The organism is Nonomuraea guangzhouensis, from assembly GCF_019396345.1.
GTDB lineage: Bacteria > Actinomycetota > Actinomycetes > Streptosporangiales > Streptosporangiaceae > Nonomuraea > Nonomuraea guangzhouensis.
The window spans coordinates 121,701-136,584 of record NZ_JAHKRM010000028.1 but is presented as its reverse complement, the minus strand read 5'-3'; the positions used below and the strand labels follow the sequence as shown (position 1 = coordinate 136,584).

Below are 14,884 nucleotides of genomic sequence, written 5' to 3'. Positions count from 1 at the left end.
GTGACGACCGCCACTGCCCCGCCCGAGCAGGCGACGTCCGCGCGCAGTGCCCGCGGGCTCGTCGACCTGGTGTTCCGCGCCCGCGAGCTGAGCCTGGTCATCGCGCTGGTCGCGCTCGTCGGGGTCACGGCCAGTGTCAACGGCAACTTCCTGTCCGGGCAGGGCATCGAGGACATCCTGCTCAACACCGCCATCCTCGCGCTGCTGGCCGTCGGCCAGTCCCTGGTGGTGATCACCCGCAACCTCGACCTGTCCGTCGGCTCCGTGGTCGGCCTGGTCGCCTTCGTGACCGGCGACCTGCTGGCGAGCGGCTGGGGCATCGTGCCGGGCATGCTGCTCGGCGTGGCGATCGGCGCGGCCTGCGGGCTGCTCAACGGGCTGCTGGTCAGCTTCTGCCGGGTGCCCGCCCTGGTGGTGACGCTCGGCACCCTGTACGTGATCCAGGGCGTCGACCACTACATCGCCCACGGCCGGCAGATCAACGCGGTCAACCTGCCGCCGGGACTGCTGTCGCTGGGCAACGGCGCCGTGCTCGGCGTGCCGTACCTGCCGCTCATCACCCTGGTGATCATGGTGGCGATCGGCTACTACCTGCGGTCGTACCCGAGCGGCCGGGAGTTCTACGCCATCGGCTCCAGCCCGGAGGCCGCCCGGCTGGCGGGCGTGCCCGTCAGGCGGCGGATCCTGGTCGCCTACCTGGTCAGCGGCTGCCTCGCGGGACTGGCGGGGGTGCTCTGGCTGGCCAGGTTCGGGACGGTCATCGCCGACTCCGCGCACGGCTGGGAGCTGCTCGTGGTCAGCGCGGTCGTGGTCGGCGGCGTCGCGATCACCGGCGGCGTCGGCAGCGTGTACGGCGCGGCGCTCGGCGCGCTGCTGCTCACCACGATCGGCAGCGCGCTGGTCGTGCTCCGGGTCAACCCGTTCTGGCAGCAGGCCATCACCGGGGCGCTGCTCCTGCTGGCCATCAGCGTCGACCGGGTGCTCGCCCTCAGACTCGCCCGTCTGCTCAGGAACAGGAGCCGCCATGGCTAAGGTCTTGCGCTGGGACGTGCTGGTCGGCGCGCTGCTGATCGCCGTGTTCGCCGCGGGCTCGCTCACCTCGCCGAGCTTCGCGACCGTCGACAACCTGTCGTTCGCGCTCGGCGACCTGGGCGAGATCGCGCTCATCGCGCTGGCCATGACCATGCTGGTCGTGGCCGCCGAGGTGGACCTGTCGGTCGCCTCCGTGCTCGGGCTGTCGAGCGCGCTGGTCGGCTCGCTCTGGGACGGCGGCATGGCGATCGAGACGATCATCCCGATCGCCGTGCTGACCGGGGCCGTGTGCGGGCTGGTCAACGGGTTGCTGGTGACCCGGCTCGGGCTGCCCTCGCTGGCCGTCACGATCGGCACGCTCGCCCTCTACCGCGGCCTCGCCTATGTCGTGCTCGGGGACCGGGCGATCGCCCAGTTCCCGCCGGACTACACCGCGCTCGCCCTGAACGACGTGCCGGGGACGCCCATCCCGTACCCGATAGCGCTGTTCGTCCTGCTGGCCGCCATCGTGGGCGTGGTCCTGCACGCCACCGGCTTCGGCCGGGCGCTGTACGCGATCGGCGCGCAGGAGCAGGCCGCGTTCTTCGCCGGGATCCGCGTCAAGCGCGTCAAACTGCTGCTCTTCGTGATCTCCGGTACCGTCGCCGGTTTCGCCGGCGTCCTCTTCACGCTCAGGTACGGCTCCGCCCGGGCCGACAACGGCGTGGGCATCGAACTCGCCGTCATCGCCGCCGTGCTCCTCGGCGGTGTCGACTTCGACGGCGGCAAGGGCACGCTCGGCGGCGTCATCGCCGGTGTGCTGCTCATCGGGTTGCTGCGCAATCTGCTCATGCTCGGCGACGTCTCGACCGAGATCCAGTCCATCGTCACGGGGCTGCTCCTCATCGTCTCGGTGCTCACCCCCCGTCTCGTCTCGCTCGTCAGGCCAGCTCTGAAAGGATCCCCATGACCCCGATGCGCCTGACCGCTGTGACCGCGCTCCTCGCTCTTGGCGTGGCGGCTTGCGGCGGCACGACCAAGTCCAGCGTGACCTCGGCGCCCGCGCCGGCGCCCGCCTCCTCGTCGGCCGCCAAGGCCGACCCGAACGCCCCGATCAAGCAGGGACTGAAGCTCGCCTTCCTCCCCAAGGCGATCAACAACCCCTACGAGACGATCGTCGACAACGCGGGCATCGAAGCGGCCAAGGAGTACCAGGGCGAGGCCAAGGAGGTCGGCCCGTCCGACGCGTCGGCCTCGTCGCAGATCTCCTACATCAACACGCTCACCCAGCAGGGCCATGACGCGATCCTCATCGCCGCCAACGACGCCAACGCCGTCTGCGGGCCGCTCCAGCAGGCCCGCGCCAAGGGCATCAAGATCGTCGCGTACGACTCGGACGCCGCTCCGGAGTGCCGCGACCTGTTCATCAACCAGGCCAGCTCGGAGGAGGTCGGCCGCAGCCAGGTCAAGCTGCTGGCCGGGATGATCGGCAACAAGGGCGACATCGCCATCCTGTCGGCCACCGCGAACGCCACGAACCAGAACACCTGGATCAAGTTCATGAAGGACGAGCTGGCCAAGCCCGAGTACAAGGACATGAAGCTCGTCAAGGTGGCGTACGGCGACGACGACGACCAGAAGTCGTTCACCCAGACGCAGGGCCTGATGCAGGCCTATCCCAACCTGAAGGGGATCATCTCCCCGACCACGGTCGGCATCTCGGCGGCGGCGCGGTACATCTCCGGCTCCAAGTACAAGGGCAAGGTCGTGCTCACCGGGCTCGGTACGCCGAACCAGATGCGGCAGTTCGTCAAGGACAAGACGGTGACGAAGTTCGCGCTGTGGAACCCGAAGGACCTCGGCTACCTGGCCTCCTACGCCGCCGCGGCGCTGGTGTCGGGGCAGATCACGGGGGCCGAGGGGGAGACGTTCAAGGCGGGCAAGCTGGGCGAGCGCACGATCGGCAAGCAGGGCGAGGTGATCCTCGGTCCGCCGTTCACCTTCGACGCGTCGAACATAGATGGATTCGATTACTAAACAAGCTCTTGTTTCTTTACGGCACGGCCAAGTGGGCCCCAACCGCCTTACGGGGCTGGGGTCTGTCCAGGGGCACGCTCCTCCGGTGGAGGTGGTCGGGCTCCGTGACGTGCGCAGTCTTGGCCGGGTTCCGTGAATCAGGCCCGGCGCCGTCAGGGGCGCCGGGCCCGGCCGCACATCGTCCCGCCGACGCGGCGCCTCGAGAAGCGCCCGGAGAGGTGCCTGGTGAAGCGCCCGGAGAGGTGTCCGAAGAGGTGCCCGGAGGGGCGCAGGACAGGCGTCTGGAGAGCGGTGGTGGGTCAGTTGAGAGGAGGTTGGTGTGGAGCGGGTTTGTTTTCTGTTGAGGGTGCGGCCCGAGCGGCTCGAGGAGTACAAGGAGCGGCACCGGGCCGTCTGGCCCGAGATGCTCGATGCGCTGACGAAGACCGGGTGGCGTAACTACTCGCTGTTCCTGAGCGATGACGGGCTGCTGGTGGGTTATCTGGAGACCGATGACTTCGCGGCGGCGCAGCAGGCGATGGCCGAGACCGATGTCAACAGCCGCTGGCAGGCGGAGATGGCTCCCTTCTTCGAGGCCGGACGGCCCGACGAGGCGCTGTTCACGCTGGCCGAAGTTTTCCATCTGGATTGAAATCGGGGAAAAATGATCAAGGATCAGCTGCGGCAGCAGCGCATAGAGACGCCCTCCTGGGCGTACGGCAATTCCGGCACGCGGTTCAAGGTGTTCGCCCAGCAGGGCGTGCCGCGCGACCCGTACGAGAAGCTGGCCGACGCGGCGCAGGTGCACCGCTACACCGGTGTCGCGCCGACCGTGGCGCTGCACATCCCGTGGGACAAGGTCGACGACTACGCCGACCTCGCCCGGCACGCGACCGAGCAGGGGGTGACCATCGGGGCGATCAACTCCAACGTGTTCCAGGACAACGACTACATGCTCGGCAGCGTCACCCACCCCGATCCCGAGGTGCGGCGCAAGGCGCTGCGGCACCTGCTCGACTGTGTCGACATCATGGACGCCACCGGGTCGGACACGCTGAAGCTGTGGTTCTCCGACGGCACCAACTACCCGGGCCAGGACGACATCAGGGCCCGGCAGGACCGGCTCGCCGAAGCACTCGCCGCGGTGTACGAGCGGCTGGGTGAGGAGCAGCGGTTCCTGCTGGAGTACAAGCTGTTCGAGCCCGCCTTCTACATGACCGACCTGCCCGACTGGGGCACCGCTTACGCGCACTGCCTCAAGCTCGGCCCGAAGGCGCAGGTCGTGGTCGACACCGGGCACCACGCGCCCGGCACCAACATCGAGTTCATCGTCGCGTTCCTGCTGCGGGAGGGGAAGCTCGGCGGGTTCGACTTCAACTCGCGCTTCTACGCCGACGACGACCTGATGGTGGGCGCGGCCGACCCGTTCCAGCTGTTCCGCATCATGTTCGAGGTCATCGGCGGCGGTGGGTACACCAACGAGACGGCCTTCATGCTCGACCAGTGCCACAACATCGAGCCCAAGATCCCCGGTCAGATCCGCTCGGTGATGAACGTGCAGGAGGCCACCGCCAAGGCGCTGCTCGTCGACCGCGACGCGCTGGCCGTCGCCCAGCGGGAGGGCGACGTGCTGGGCGCCAACGCCGTGCTGATGGACGCGTACAACACCGATGTCCGCCCGCTGCTCGGTGAGCTGCGGGAGGAGATGGGGCTCGCGCCCGACCCGATGGCGGCCTACGCCAAGTCCGGATACTTCGAGAAGATCGCCGCCGACCGCGTCGGCGGCAACCAGGCAGGCTGGGGGGCCTGATGTCGAACGCCAAGAACGAACTGCTCGAAAGAGCGCACACGCTCGGCTCCGATCCGCGCAACACCAACTTCGCGGGCGGCAACGCCTCCGCCAAGGGCACCGAGAACGACCCGGTGACGGGTCAGGACGTCGAGCTGCTCTGGGTGAAGGGCTCCGGCGGCGACCTGGGCACGCTCACCGCCGGCGGCCTGGCCGTCCTGCGCCTGGACCGGTTCAGGGCGCTGACCGGCGTCTACCCGGGCGAGGAGCGCGAGGACGAGATGGTGGCGGCCTTCGACTTCTGCCTGCACGGCAAGGGCGGCGCCGCACCGTCGATCGACACCGCCATGCACGCCCTGGTCGAGTCCGCCCACGTCGACCATCTGCACCCCGACTCCGGCATCGCGATCGCCACCGCCGCCGACGGCCCCGAGCTGACCGCGCGGATCTTCGGCGACCGGGTCGTCTGGGTGCCGTGGCGGCGCCCCGGCTTCCAGCTCGGCCTCGACATCTCCGCGATCAAGGCGGCGAACCCGCAGGCCATCGGCTGCATCCTCGGCGGCCACGGCATCACCGCCTGGGGCGAGACGAGCGCCGAGTGCCAGGCGAACTCCCTGGAGATCATCCGTACCGCCGAACAGTACATCGCCGACCACGGCCGTCCCGACCCGTTCGGCCCGGTCGTCCACGAACCCCTGCCCGAGGAGACCAGGCACCGCCGCGCGGCCGAGCTCTTCCCCGCGATCCGCGGCCTGGCGAGCACCGACGCCCGCCAGGTCGGCCACTACACCGACTCGCCCGAGGTGCTCGACTTCCTGGCCCGCGCCGAGCACCCCAGACTGGCCGCGCTCGGCACCTCCTGCCCCGACCACTTCCTGCGCACCAAGGTCGCCCCCCTCGTCCTGGACCTGCCGCCGGACGCGCCGCTCGCGGACGTCCTGACCCGGCTCGGCGAGCTGCACACCCAGTACCGCGCCGACTACGCCGCCTACTACCAGCGCCACGCGGCCCCCGACTCGCCCGCGATGCGCGGCGCCGACCCGGCGATCGTGCTGGTGCCCGGGGTCGGCATGTTCAGCTTCGGCAAGGACAAGCAGACCGCCCGGGTCGCCGGTGAGTTCTACGTCAACGCGATCAACGTGATGCGCGGCGCCGAGGCGCTGTCCAGCTACCGGCCGATCGAGGAGTCGGAGAAGTTCCGCATCGAGTACTGGGAGCTGGAGGAGGCCAAGCTGCGCCGCCTGCCCGCGCCCAAGCCGCTGGCCGGGCGCGTCGCGCTGGTCACCGGAGGCGGCTCCGGCATCGGCGCCGCCACCGCCAGGCGCCTGGCCGCCGAGGGCGCCTGCGTGGTGGTCGCCGACCGCGACCTCGCCGCCGCCGACAAGGTCGCCGCCGAGCTCGGCGGATCCGCGTACCGGCCGCAGGACGTCGCGATCGCCGTACGCGTGGACGTGACGTCCGAGGAGCAGATCACCGACGCGGTACGGCAGGCGGTCCTCGCCTTCGGCGGCGTCGACCTGGTCGTCAACAACGCGGGCCTGTCCCTGTCGCGCTCGCTGCTGGAGACCACGCTCGACGACTGGAACCTGCAGCACGACGTGATGGCCCGCGGCTCCTTCCTGGTCTCCAGGGAGGCCGCGCGGGTCCTGCTGAGCCAGGGCATGGGCGGCGACCTCGTCTACATCTCCTCCAAGAACGCCGTGTTCGCCGGGCCGAACAACGTCGCCTACGGCGCGGCCAAGGCCGACCAGGCCCACCAGGTGCGGCTCCTCGCGGCCGAACTGGGCCCGCACGGCATCCGGGTCAACGGCGTCAACCCCGACGGCGTCGTACGCGGCTCCGGGATCTTCGCCTCCGGCTGGGGCGCCAACCGGGCGGCCGTCTACGGGGTCGAGGAGGAGCGCCTGGGCGAGTTCTACGCCCAGCGCACGCTGCTCAAGCAGGAGGTGCTGCCGGAGCACGTGGCCGCGGCCGTGTTCGCGCTCACCGGCGGCGACCTGTCGCTGACCACCGGGCTGCACATCCCGGTCGACGCCGGAGTGGCCGCCGCCTTCCTCCGTTAACCCCCTCCGTCCCCCGAAGCCTGAGACCCGCGCGCCCCCTCGGAGGCGCGTTCTCCGAAGCCCGAGATCCGCGCGCCCCCTCTTGGGGCGCGTTCTCCCCGAGGGCCTCAGCGGGCAACGGCGGGACACCTCACCCGCGACCTGAAGAGGAGATCAAGACATGACGCTCGAACGAATCCCCGCCCGTCCCACCCGGGTCGGGCTCGTCGCGGGCGGGCTCGGCGCGTACTGGCCGCAGTTCCCCGACCTGCTGCCGCAGCTGGAGCGTTCGTCGGCGCGAGTCTCCGAACGCATGGGCACACTCGGCTGCGAAGTGGTCGACGTCGGCTTCATCTCCGACGCCCAGCAGGGCGCGGCCGCCGCGGAACGGCTGCGGGAGGCGGGCTGCGACCTGATCGTCGGCTTCCTCACCACCTACATGACCGCCACCATGCTGCTCCCGATCGCGCAGCGCAGCGGCGCGCCGGTGCTGCTGATCAACCTGCAGCCGTCGGAGTCGATGGACCACGAGACGTTCGACACCGGGCAGTGGCTGGCCTACTGCGGCGCGTGCCCGCTGCCGGAGATGGCCAACACGTTCACCAGGGCCGGGATCCCGTTCCGTTCCGTGTCCGGCTATTTGGAGGACGAGCGGGCCTGGGCGCGGATCGAGCGGTGGGTGAAGGCGGCGGGCGTGCGGGCCACGCTGCGTAACGGGCGGCACGGGCTCATGGGCCACCTGTACCCGGGCATGCTCGACGTCGCCACCGACCTCACGCTGGTGCCGGTGAACCTGGGCGGGCACGTGGAGGTGCTGGAGTTCGACGACCTGCGCGTACGGGTCGAGAAGGTCACCGACACCCAGGTCAAGGAGCGGATGGAGCTCGCTCGGGAGGTGTTCGAGCTGGCCGACACGGTCGTGCCCGAGGACTTCGAGTGGGCGGCGCGCGTGTCGGCCGGGCTGGACCAGCTGGTGGCCGACTTCGAGCTCGACAGCCTGGCCTACTACCACCGCGGGCTCGACGGCGAGATCCACGAACGGCTCGGCGCGGGCATGATCCTCGGCTCGTCGCTGCTCACCGCCCGGGGCGTCCCGGCGGCGGGGGAGTACGAGCTGCGGACCTCGCTGGCCATGCTGATCATGGATCGGCTGGGCGGCGGCGGCTCGTTCACCGAGCTGCAGGCGCTCGACTTCCTGCGCGGTCATGTCGAGATGGGTCACGACGGTCCGGCCCACCTGGCGATCAGCTCGCGCAAGCCGCTGCTGCGCGGTCTGGGCGTCTTCCACGGCAAGCGCGGGTGGGGCGTGTCGGTCGAGTTCGACGTCGCGCACGGGCCGGTGACGGCGTTCGGGCTGCTCCAGCGGCGGGACGGCCGGTTCGGCTTCGTCGTGTCGGAGGGGGAGACCGTGGACGGCCCGCACCTCAAGATCGGCAACACCACGTCCCGTGTCGACTTCGGCCGCGACCCCGGGGAGTGGACGGACGACTGGAGCGCCACCGGCATCTCCCACCACTGGTCCCTCGGCATCGGGCACCGGGCCGCCGAACTGCGTGCCGTGGCGGACCTCATGGGGGTGGAGCTGATCGAGGTCTGACATTTCTCAGAGGTGGCTGTGAACCCGCCCTTTGGGCCTTTGCGCGGCTCGGGGGCGGGGGCATCGTGGGGCGCATGAGATCAGCGATCCTCACGACCGCACTCTGCGCCCTCCTCGCTTTGGCCGGCACGCCCGCGCAGGCCGCCACTTCGCCTTCGCCTTCGCCGGAGACGATCGCGCTCCCCAACGGCTTCCGGCCGGAGGGGATAGCGATCGGCAGCCGGCCCGTGGCCTACCTAGGCTCCCTGGCGAACGGCGACATCTACCGCGCCGACCTGCGCACCGGACAAGGCGCCGTCGTCAGCAAGGGCCCCGGCACCCCCTCGGTCGGCCTCAAGCTCGACTCGCGTAACCGCCTGTTCGTGGCCGGTGGCACCGCCGGGACCGCCCGGGTGATCGACGCCCGCACCGGCGCGGTGCTCAAGTCGTACACGCTGGCCACCGGGGCGTCGTTCGTCAACGACGTCGTGGTCACGCGGGACGCGGCCTGGTTCACCGACTCCACCAACCCCGTCCTGTACAAGCTGGCACTCGGCCGCCACGGCGCGCTGCCCGGCCAGGCCGTCTCGGTCCCGCTCACCGGCGCCATCCAGTACACGACCGGCAACAACGCCAACGGCATCGCCCCGACCCCCGACCGCAAGGGCCTGCTCATCGTCCAGTCCAACGTCGGCAAGCTGTTCAGGGCCGACCCCGCCACCGGCGTCACCACGGAGGTGAACCTGGGCGGCGAATCCCTGGTCAACGGCGACGGCCTGCTGCTGGACGGCCGGACGCTGTACGCGGTGCAGAACCGGCTCAACACCGTCACCGTCATCCGGCTCAACGCCGCCGGAACCTCCGGGCAGGTCGTGAACCGGCTGACGGACCCGCGCTTCGACGTCCCCACCACCGTGGCGTCCTTCGGCAACCGCCTCTACCTGCCCAACGCCCGCTTCACCACGACCCCGACCCCCGACACGCCGTACTCGGTGAACGCGATCCCGGCACCGCGCTTTTCGGGTTCAAGTGAGGCCGTCGAGGTGCCACCAAGTTCCTGACGGCCAGGTGCGGCCGTCCCAGGCGCGGCGTTCGATCGGGCGCGGATCGGGCTCGACCCGGCTCCGGCCGGAGTCGAAGATCATCGTCTGGCGGGCGCCGGTGTCGTAGGGCGCCCAGCCGGGCGTGTCGCCCCGGGCGAAGCGCCCCCAGGTGTCGTGCAGTTCCGCCGACAACGCCCGGTCGGCGGCGTCGGTGAGCGGGGCCGACCGCCAGATCATCGGCCCGTCCGCGCCGTGCCCGCCGCGCAGCAGCCTGCCCAGGTGCGTCGTGGCGGGCACCCCGGCGAAGGGCCCGTCGTAGCGGGACCGCCACACCGGGGCATGCCGCGCCTGCGCCTCGGCCAGCCGGGTGGTGGGGATGCCGTACCGCTCGTCACCGAGGACGGCCAGGCCGAGCGCCGTGTCGTCGAGCTCCGGCCGGCTCTCGCGGTACGCGGCCAGCATCCTGTCCGCCTCCTCCGCCCCGAACAGCTCGGCCAGCACCCGCGGCGCCTGCGCGGCCGTGGCGCCGTCCATCATCTGGAAGGTGCCGCCCTCGTTGCCGCAGGTCTGCGCGAGCAGCGGGATACCGGCGGCGGCACCCGCGGCGATGGCGTCGATGGGCCGCCCGGACAGCACGGTCCCGTCGATGACCGGCCGCCAGACCCAGAGCGCCCGTACCCCGGTGGCGATGGCGTCCTGCGCCGCGACCATCTCGGCGGCGGGCACCTCGCGCACCCGGTCGGCACCCACGCCGAGCTCCCGCAGGAACCGCCCGGCCACGGCCTTGGCCTGCGCCTCGGTGGCCACATGATCACCGCCGCCGCTGCTGGACGCGGCCCGGTGGATCAGGCCACGGGTGAGCGGGGTGGCCAGCAGATTGGCCACGCTCTTGGCGCCGGCCGACAGCCCGTACAAGGTCACCCGCTCGGGATCCCCGCCGAACGCGGCGATGTTCTCCCGTACCCACCGCAACGCCTGAACCTGATCGAGCAGCCCCGACACCCCGGAGGAGTCACCGATGTCGAGGAACCCCAGGCTGCCCAGGCGGTAGTTGAAGCTCACCACGACAAGATCATGGCTACGCACGAAATCTCCGCCGTCGCCGTACATGTCCACACCGCTGCCGGTGAGATAACCACCCCCATGCACCCAGACCAGCACCGGCCGCAGCCGCCCGTCGGGGGGAGGCGCCGCCACGTTCGCGTACAGGCAGTCCTCGTCCATGACCGGCGCCGGCAGGCCCGGCAGGACGGACTGCATGGCCGCGTTCCCCGGCTCGATGGCATCCCGTACGCCCTGCCAGGGCACCGGAGGCTGCGGCGGCCGCAACCGGAGCTCACCTACCGGGGGAGCGGCATAGGGGATCCCCTGCCAGATGAGCACATCTCCGAGATCGACGCCACGGACGGCACCGGCACGAGTCGCAACATTGGTCACGCCGACCTTCATAGCAGGAGGATCCCCGGTAAAGTAGTGATCTTCGGCTGGCGCGAGCCGCCGGAGCCCTCAAAGGCGTGCATCTATGAAGCACTTCGACCAGACACCCGCCGGTCTTCGCCTCGACGCGGCGCTGAAGGAGCTGGCCACCACCTTCCGCGGTATGACCGCTCGTCCCGACGAGCACAACTGCGAGTGCCACTGGGGCAGCGCCGAAGACCTCGCCCTGCTGAAGGTGCCGGATGTGTGGCTGAGCCTCGACCTCCTGGACCGCACCTGGCGGGCCACCGACTGGGAGGACCACGGGGCGGTGCTGCGCCGTATCCTGCCCCAGCTGGCCTCCGACCTCGTTGACGGTTATGTGGAACCTTGGTGCGGCATGGAGGAGGTCGGTCGCTCCTTCGCCCGCGGTCAGTGGCGGCAATGGCCCGCGGAGCAGGTGGCGGCGGTCTGGGCCTTCCTGCACGCATGGTGGACGTACAGCCTCACCGCAGCCGACGCCGCTGTGCCCGCGTACGAGGTGCTCGCGATGTGCGCCGAGGCGTCCGCCACGCTCGACCCGTGGCTGGCCGCTTGGGAGACGCTGGCCCATCCCGTCGCCGACCAGCGCCTGGCTGAATCGGTGGCCCGCTGGGAGCCCGACCTGCTGGGGGACCGGCTCCCCTGGGACTCCTGGGACGATGAGGAGGACAAGCTCGCCACATTGTCCGCCTGGCTGGTCCGCCACGCCCCCACGCGCTGCCACCCTGCCGACCCATGTACAGGTGGTATATACGGGTGATGGACGAGCCGGACGCTGAAGTGGTCCAGCCTGCGATGCTCGTACGTCCCGTGGATCCAGCCCGTTACTGGGGTGTGGTCCGGCCGGACAAGACCGTGCGGTGGGCGGCGGACGAGCTTGAGCTGGTCAGGCAGCTGCGTGGGCGATCCCCGGACACGTGGCCCTCGCCGACCGCCTTACCCGAGGCGCTGGACCAGCTCGCCAAGTGGCTGACCGAGCTGGGATGGGACGATCTCGCCTGCCTGGCTCGCCGGGAAGAGCTGGCGGTTTATCGGACATTGTCCGCCGACCGACTGGGCTTGTTCGGTGACAAGATCGTCCATGCCTTGGCCGCGTTACGCCGCAGCCTCATGGAGTGCAGGCGGTATGAGGAAGCGCTTGAGGTTGTCGAGGAGCTCCTGCGGCTGTCGGAAACCAACCGATCCGCGCAGGTAGAGGCCCCGGATGCGCGCTACTGGCGGACGCTGCTCCTCGCCAGGCTCGGTCGCGACCAGGAGGCGGTGGAGGCCGCGGCCGAGGCGGTGACCGAGATCCGCGGACGGCTGCGGCACACTGGGGCCACATCGGCCGGCTTCGAGCTCATCCACGCGCTGACGGCCTACGCGGATCGTCTGGACAAGGTCGGCCGCGTCGCCGAAGCCGCCGAGGTGAGTGCCGAGGTCATGGCGGATTGGTGGCTGAAGGCCGACTCGACGGTTCAGTTCCTCCAGACGTTGGACCTGTACAGCGAACGGCTCGTCCGGAGCGGGCAAACCGATCAGGCGCGCGCGTGCATCGTCGAGGCGATGAGGAAGATGCGGCGCCGTAAGCGTGACACGTACCAGGCAGGGGCCTGGCACAACCTCGGCGTCCGCCTGCTCGCGTTAGGGGCGCCGAAGGCGGCGCTGTCCGCCGGCGAGCAAGCGGTACAGCTCTACCGCGACAGGGCGCGCGCTCATCAGGAGCGGCACCGGGAGCTGGAGGCGAAGGACGACTGGGACGACGACGATCACCGCTACTCCGAGGCGTACGTGCGCAAGCGGCGACACGAGGAGCTGAAGTCCTCGCGGACGGAGGTCCGCCGAGCCGAGCAGGACCTGCGCGACGCCCTGATCGTCCTGAGTGCCTGCCTGCGGCGGCTCGGCCGCGTCGACGAGGCAGCGGCTGCCGACACCGAAGCCACCATCCTCCCCGGCTAAGGGAACTACTCCCGGCGTCGTAGTCCGGTCGGTCGTTGATCCCGAGGTGGTAGCGGCAGATCACTCCACTTGTACGACGCCTCTGAGCAGTCGCTGGACGACGATTGCGGTCATGAGAACCCGTCAGTACATCCACGGACCTGCCAGGCCGGGGCTGACCCTCGCCGTGGTGGCCGTCGTGCAGTTCACCGTGTCGCTGGACCTGTCCGTCGTGAACGTCGGGCTCCCGCAGATCGCCGCCGGTCTCGGCTTCAGCGCGGTGGGCTTGACCTGGGTGATCCACGCCTACGCTCTCACCTTCGGCGGGCTGCTCCTGCTGGGCGGCAAGGCCGCCGACCGGTACGGCCGCAAGCGGGTCCTGCTGCTCGGGCTCGGCCTGTTCGGGCTCGCCTCCCTCGTCGGCGGCTTCGCCCAGGTCCCCGGTCATCTTGTCGCCGCCCGAGCCGCCCAGGGCATCGGGGCCGCCGCACTGGCTCCAGCCGCGCTGGCGCTGCTGACCGAGACGTTCCCCACGGGCAAGGCCCGCGTCCGGGCCTTCGGCGTATGGAGCGCGATGAACGCGGCGGGAGGCGCCCTCGGCGTTCTGCTGGGCGGCGTGCTGACGGAGTATGTCAGCTGGCGCTGGGTGATGTTCGTGAACGTGCCGATAGTGGCGGGCACGCTGGCCCTGGCCTGGCGCGGCATCGCCGCCGGTCCGCCGGCCGCGCGCGGCGGCCGTCCGGACGTGCTCGGCGCCGTCCTGGCCACGGCGGGCATGACCCTGCTGGTGTTCGGCGTCGTCCGCACCGATCAGTACGCGTGGACCTCGCCGATCACCCTGGCGACGCTGGCGGTCGCCGCCGTACTGCTGGCCGCGTTCGTCCACGTCGAGCGGACCACCACCCACGAACCGCTCCTCCGGCTCGGCCTGTTCGCCAACCGCTCGGTAGCCGGCGCGAACGTCTACAACCTCCTGGTCGGTGCGGCCATGGCCGCGGCCTTCTACTTCATGTCCCTCTACCTCCAACGAGTCCTGGGGACGGGGCCGGCGTTGACCGGGACCATGTTCCTGCCGTTCGCGCTCGGTGTGGTCGCCGGTGCCGTGCTCGCCGTCAAACTCGGCTACCGGTTCGCTCCACGGACCCTGCTGGTCATCGGCGGGCTCCTGACCGCGACCGGGTTCGCCTGGTTCGGCCTGATCAGCTCCGACGGCGCCTTCATCACCGACGTCCTGGGGCCCTCGATCATCGCCAGCGTCGGCTTCGGGCTCTGCCTCGGACCGGTCGTCTCCATCGCCACCGGCGGCGTCGCGCCCCACGAGACCGGAACCGCCTCCGGCCTGCTCAACAGCTCACGCCAGATCGGCGCCTCACTCGGACTCGCCGCCCTCGGCACCGCGGCCGCCCACCGCACCGGCCGGCTCGCCACGCCCGAGACCCTCAACGACGGATACGCGTTCGGCCTGACCCTCAGCGCCGCCCTCCTGGCCGTCGCCGCCCTCATCGCCCTCACCGTCCTGCGCCGGACCAGCCCACCACAAGAGTTGAAAGATCACCGCAGGAAGGTCGTTTCGGCGTGACTATTACCTCGATCGAGCTCTTCGCGTCCTCCATCCACCTTCACCAAGGCGGCAAGGTTCACGCCGAGAGCAGAACAACGGACTCCGACCAGGACGGCTGGCAGCTGAGGGCCTTCCATGCGAAGACCGACGCCGACGTCCACGCCGACCATTGGGAAGTTCACCCCGAGGCTGAGGAGGTCGTGTCCTGCATCATCGGGAAGATTCGCCTCTACCTCCGTCCGGAGCAGGCGGGACAAGAGGAGGAAGAGATCAGGCTGGTGGCCGGAACCGCGGCCATCGTCCCGCGCGGGCGATGGCACCGCATCGCGCTGGATATCCCCAGCAACATCATGGTCGTCACCCTGCCACGTGGCAGCCGACTGGAGAAGCGGACCGAAGCCTAGGCCAAACCCCTCGCTCAGCCAGGAAGATGAGCAAACGGCGGTCTTCCATGTCGGCGGCCGAGGTCGA

13 protein-coding genes are annotated in these 14,884 nt (G+C 70.3%); 12 read left to right on the top strand and 1 reads right to left on the bottom strand.

Annotated elements, in window-relative coordinates:
* The 8 genes from KME78_RS45350 (at nt 1) to KME78_RS45315 (ending at nt 9,495) form a co-directional block, all read left to right on the top strand.
* Nucleotides 1-1,032, top strand: a complete 1,032-nt coding sequence (locus KME78_RS45350) for an ABC transporter permease (RefSeq protein WP_308127374.1) — start codon at nt 1-3, stop codon at nt 1,030-1,032.
* Nucleotides 1,025-1,981, top strand: a complete 957-nt coding sequence (locus tag KME78_RS45345; RefSeq protein ID WP_219536139.1) for an ABC transporter permease — start codon at nt 1,025-1,027, stop codon at nt 1,979-1,981. Before KME78_RS45350 ends, KME78_RS45345 begins: the two co-directional genes overlap by 8 nt.
* Nucleotides 1,978-3,048 (top strand): rhamnose ABC transporter substrate-binding protein, encoded by a 1,071-nt coding sequence (gene rhaS, locus KME78_RS45340; RefSeq protein ID WP_219536138.1) that lies wholly within the window; start codon nt 1,978-1,980, stop codon nt 3,046-3,048. The genes KME78_RS45345 and rhaS overlap by 4 nt, the downstream gene beginning before the upstream one ends.
* A gap of 319 nt (nt 3,049-3,367) precedes the next feature.
* Nucleotides 3,368-3,679 (top strand): L-rhamnose mutarotase, encoded by a 312-nt coding sequence (locus tag KME78_RS45335; RefSeq protein ID WP_219536137.1) that lies wholly within the window; start codon nt 3,368-3,370, stop codon nt 3,677-3,679.
* Nucleotides 3,680-3,691: 12 nt separating this feature from the next.
* Nucleotides 3,692-4,837, top strand: a complete 1,146-nt coding sequence (gene rhaI, locus KME78_RS45330) for an L-rhamnose isomerase (protein ID WP_219536136.1) — start codon at nt 3,692-3,694, stop codon at nt 4,835-4,837.
* The gene (locus KME78_RS45325; RefSeq protein WP_219536135.1) at nt 4,837-6,879 is read left to right on the top strand and encodes a bifunctional aldolase/short-chain dehydrogenase; all 2,043 of its coding nucleotides are present in this window, start codon (nt 4,837-4,839) and stop codon (nt 6,877-6,879) included. The genes rhaI and KME78_RS45325 overlap by 1 nt, the downstream gene beginning before the upstream one ends.
* A gap of 160 nt (nt 6,880-7,039) precedes the next feature.
* Nucleotides 7,040-8,455 carry an L-fucose/L-arabinose isomerase family protein gene (locus KME78_RS45320; protein WP_219536134.1) on the top strand — a complete coding sequence of 472 codons (1,416 nt, stop codon included), beginning with the start codon at nt 7,040-7,042 and terminating at the stop codon, nt 8,453-8,455.
* A 74-nt stretch (nt 8,456-8,529) separates the two neighbouring features.
* Nucleotides 8,530-9,495 (top strand): SMP-30/gluconolactonase/LRE family protein, encoded by a 966-nt coding sequence (locus KME78_RS45315; RefSeq protein ID WP_219536133.1) that lies wholly within the window; start codon nt 8,530-8,532, stop codon nt 9,493-9,495.
* Here the strand turns inward: KME78_RS45315 and KME78_RS45310 are convergent.
* Complete coding sequence (locus tag KME78_RS45310; RefSeq protein WP_219536132.1) at nt 9,460-10,914, bottom strand: carboxylesterase/lipase family protein; 1,455 nt, start codon at nt 10,912-10,914, stop codon at nt 9,460-9,462. The two genes, KME78_RS45315 and KME78_RS45310, sit on opposite strands and share 36 nt — an antisense overlap.
* Nucleotides 10,915-10,999: 85 nt before the next feature.
* Here KME78_RS45310 and KME78_RS45305 point away from each other — a divergent pair, with 85 nt between their 5' ends.
* The 4 genes from KME78_RS45305 (at nt 11,000) to KME78_RS45290 (ending at nt 14,817) form a co-directional block, all read left to right on the top strand.
* On the top strand, nt 11,000-11,695 hold the full coding sequence (locus tag KME78_RS45305; RefSeq protein ID WP_219536131.1) for a hypothetical protein: 696 nt from the start codon (nt 11,000-11,002) through the stop codon (nt 11,693-11,695).
* Nucleotides 11,695-12,873 carry a tetratricopeptide repeat protein gene (locus tag KME78_RS45300; RefSeq protein ID WP_219536130.1) on the top strand — a complete coding sequence of 393 codons (1,179 nt, stop codon included), beginning with the start codon at nt 11,695-11,697 and terminating at the stop codon, nt 12,871-12,873. The genes KME78_RS45305 and KME78_RS45300 overlap by 1 nt, the downstream gene beginning before the upstream one ends.
* Before the next feature lie 112 nt (nt 12,874-12,985).
* Nucleotides 12,986-14,431, top strand: a complete 1,446-nt coding sequence (locus tag KME78_RS45295; protein ID WP_219536129.1) for an MFS transporter — start codon at nt 12,986-12,988, stop codon at nt 14,429-14,431.
* Entirely contained in the window at nt 14,428-14,817 is a 390-nt protein-coding gene (locus KME78_RS45290; RefSeq protein WP_219536128.1) for a cupin domain-containing protein, read from the top strand. Before KME78_RS45295 ends, KME78_RS45290 begins: the two co-directional genes overlap by 4 nt.
* Nucleotides 14,818-14,884 lie beyond the last annotated feature (67 nt).

Bases quoted from the DNA above. Each gene is read 5' to 3' on its own strand.
- KME78_RS45315 (WP_219536133.1), top strand. From the start codon at position 8,530: ATGAGATCAGCGATCCTCACGACCGCACTCTGCGCCCTCCTCGCTTTG.
- KME78_RS45345 (WP_219536139.1), top strand. From the start codon at position 1,025: ATGGCTAAGGTCTTGCGCTGGGACGTGCTGGTCGGCGCGCTGCTGATC.
- KME78_RS45305 (WP_219536131.1), top strand. From the start codon at position 11,000: ATGAAGCACTTCGACCAGACACCCGCCGGTCTTCGCCTCGACGCGGCG.
- KME78_RS45295 (WP_219536129.1), top strand. From the start codon at position 12,986: ATGAGAACCCGTCAGTACATCCACGGACCTGCCAGGCCGGGGCTGACC.
- KME78_RS45325 (WP_219536135.1), top strand. From the start codon at position 4,837: ATGTCGAACGCCAAGAACGAACTGCTCGAAAGAGCGCACACGCTCGGC.
- rhaS (WP_219536138.1), top strand. From the start codon at position 1,978: ATGACCCCGATGCGCCTGACCGCTGTGACCGCGCTCCTCGCTCTTGGC.
- rhaI (WP_219536136.1), top strand. From the start codon at position 3,692: ATGATCAAGGATCAGCTGCGGCAGCAGCGCATAGAGACGCCCTCCTGG.
- KME78_RS45300 (WP_219536130.1), top strand. From the start codon at position 11,695: ATGGACGAGCCGGACGCTGAAGTGGTCCAGCCTGCGATGCTCGTACGT.
- KME78_RS45320 (WP_219536134.1), top strand. From the start codon at position 7,040: ATGACGCTCGAACGAATCCCCGCCCGTCCCACCCGGGTCGGGCTCGTC.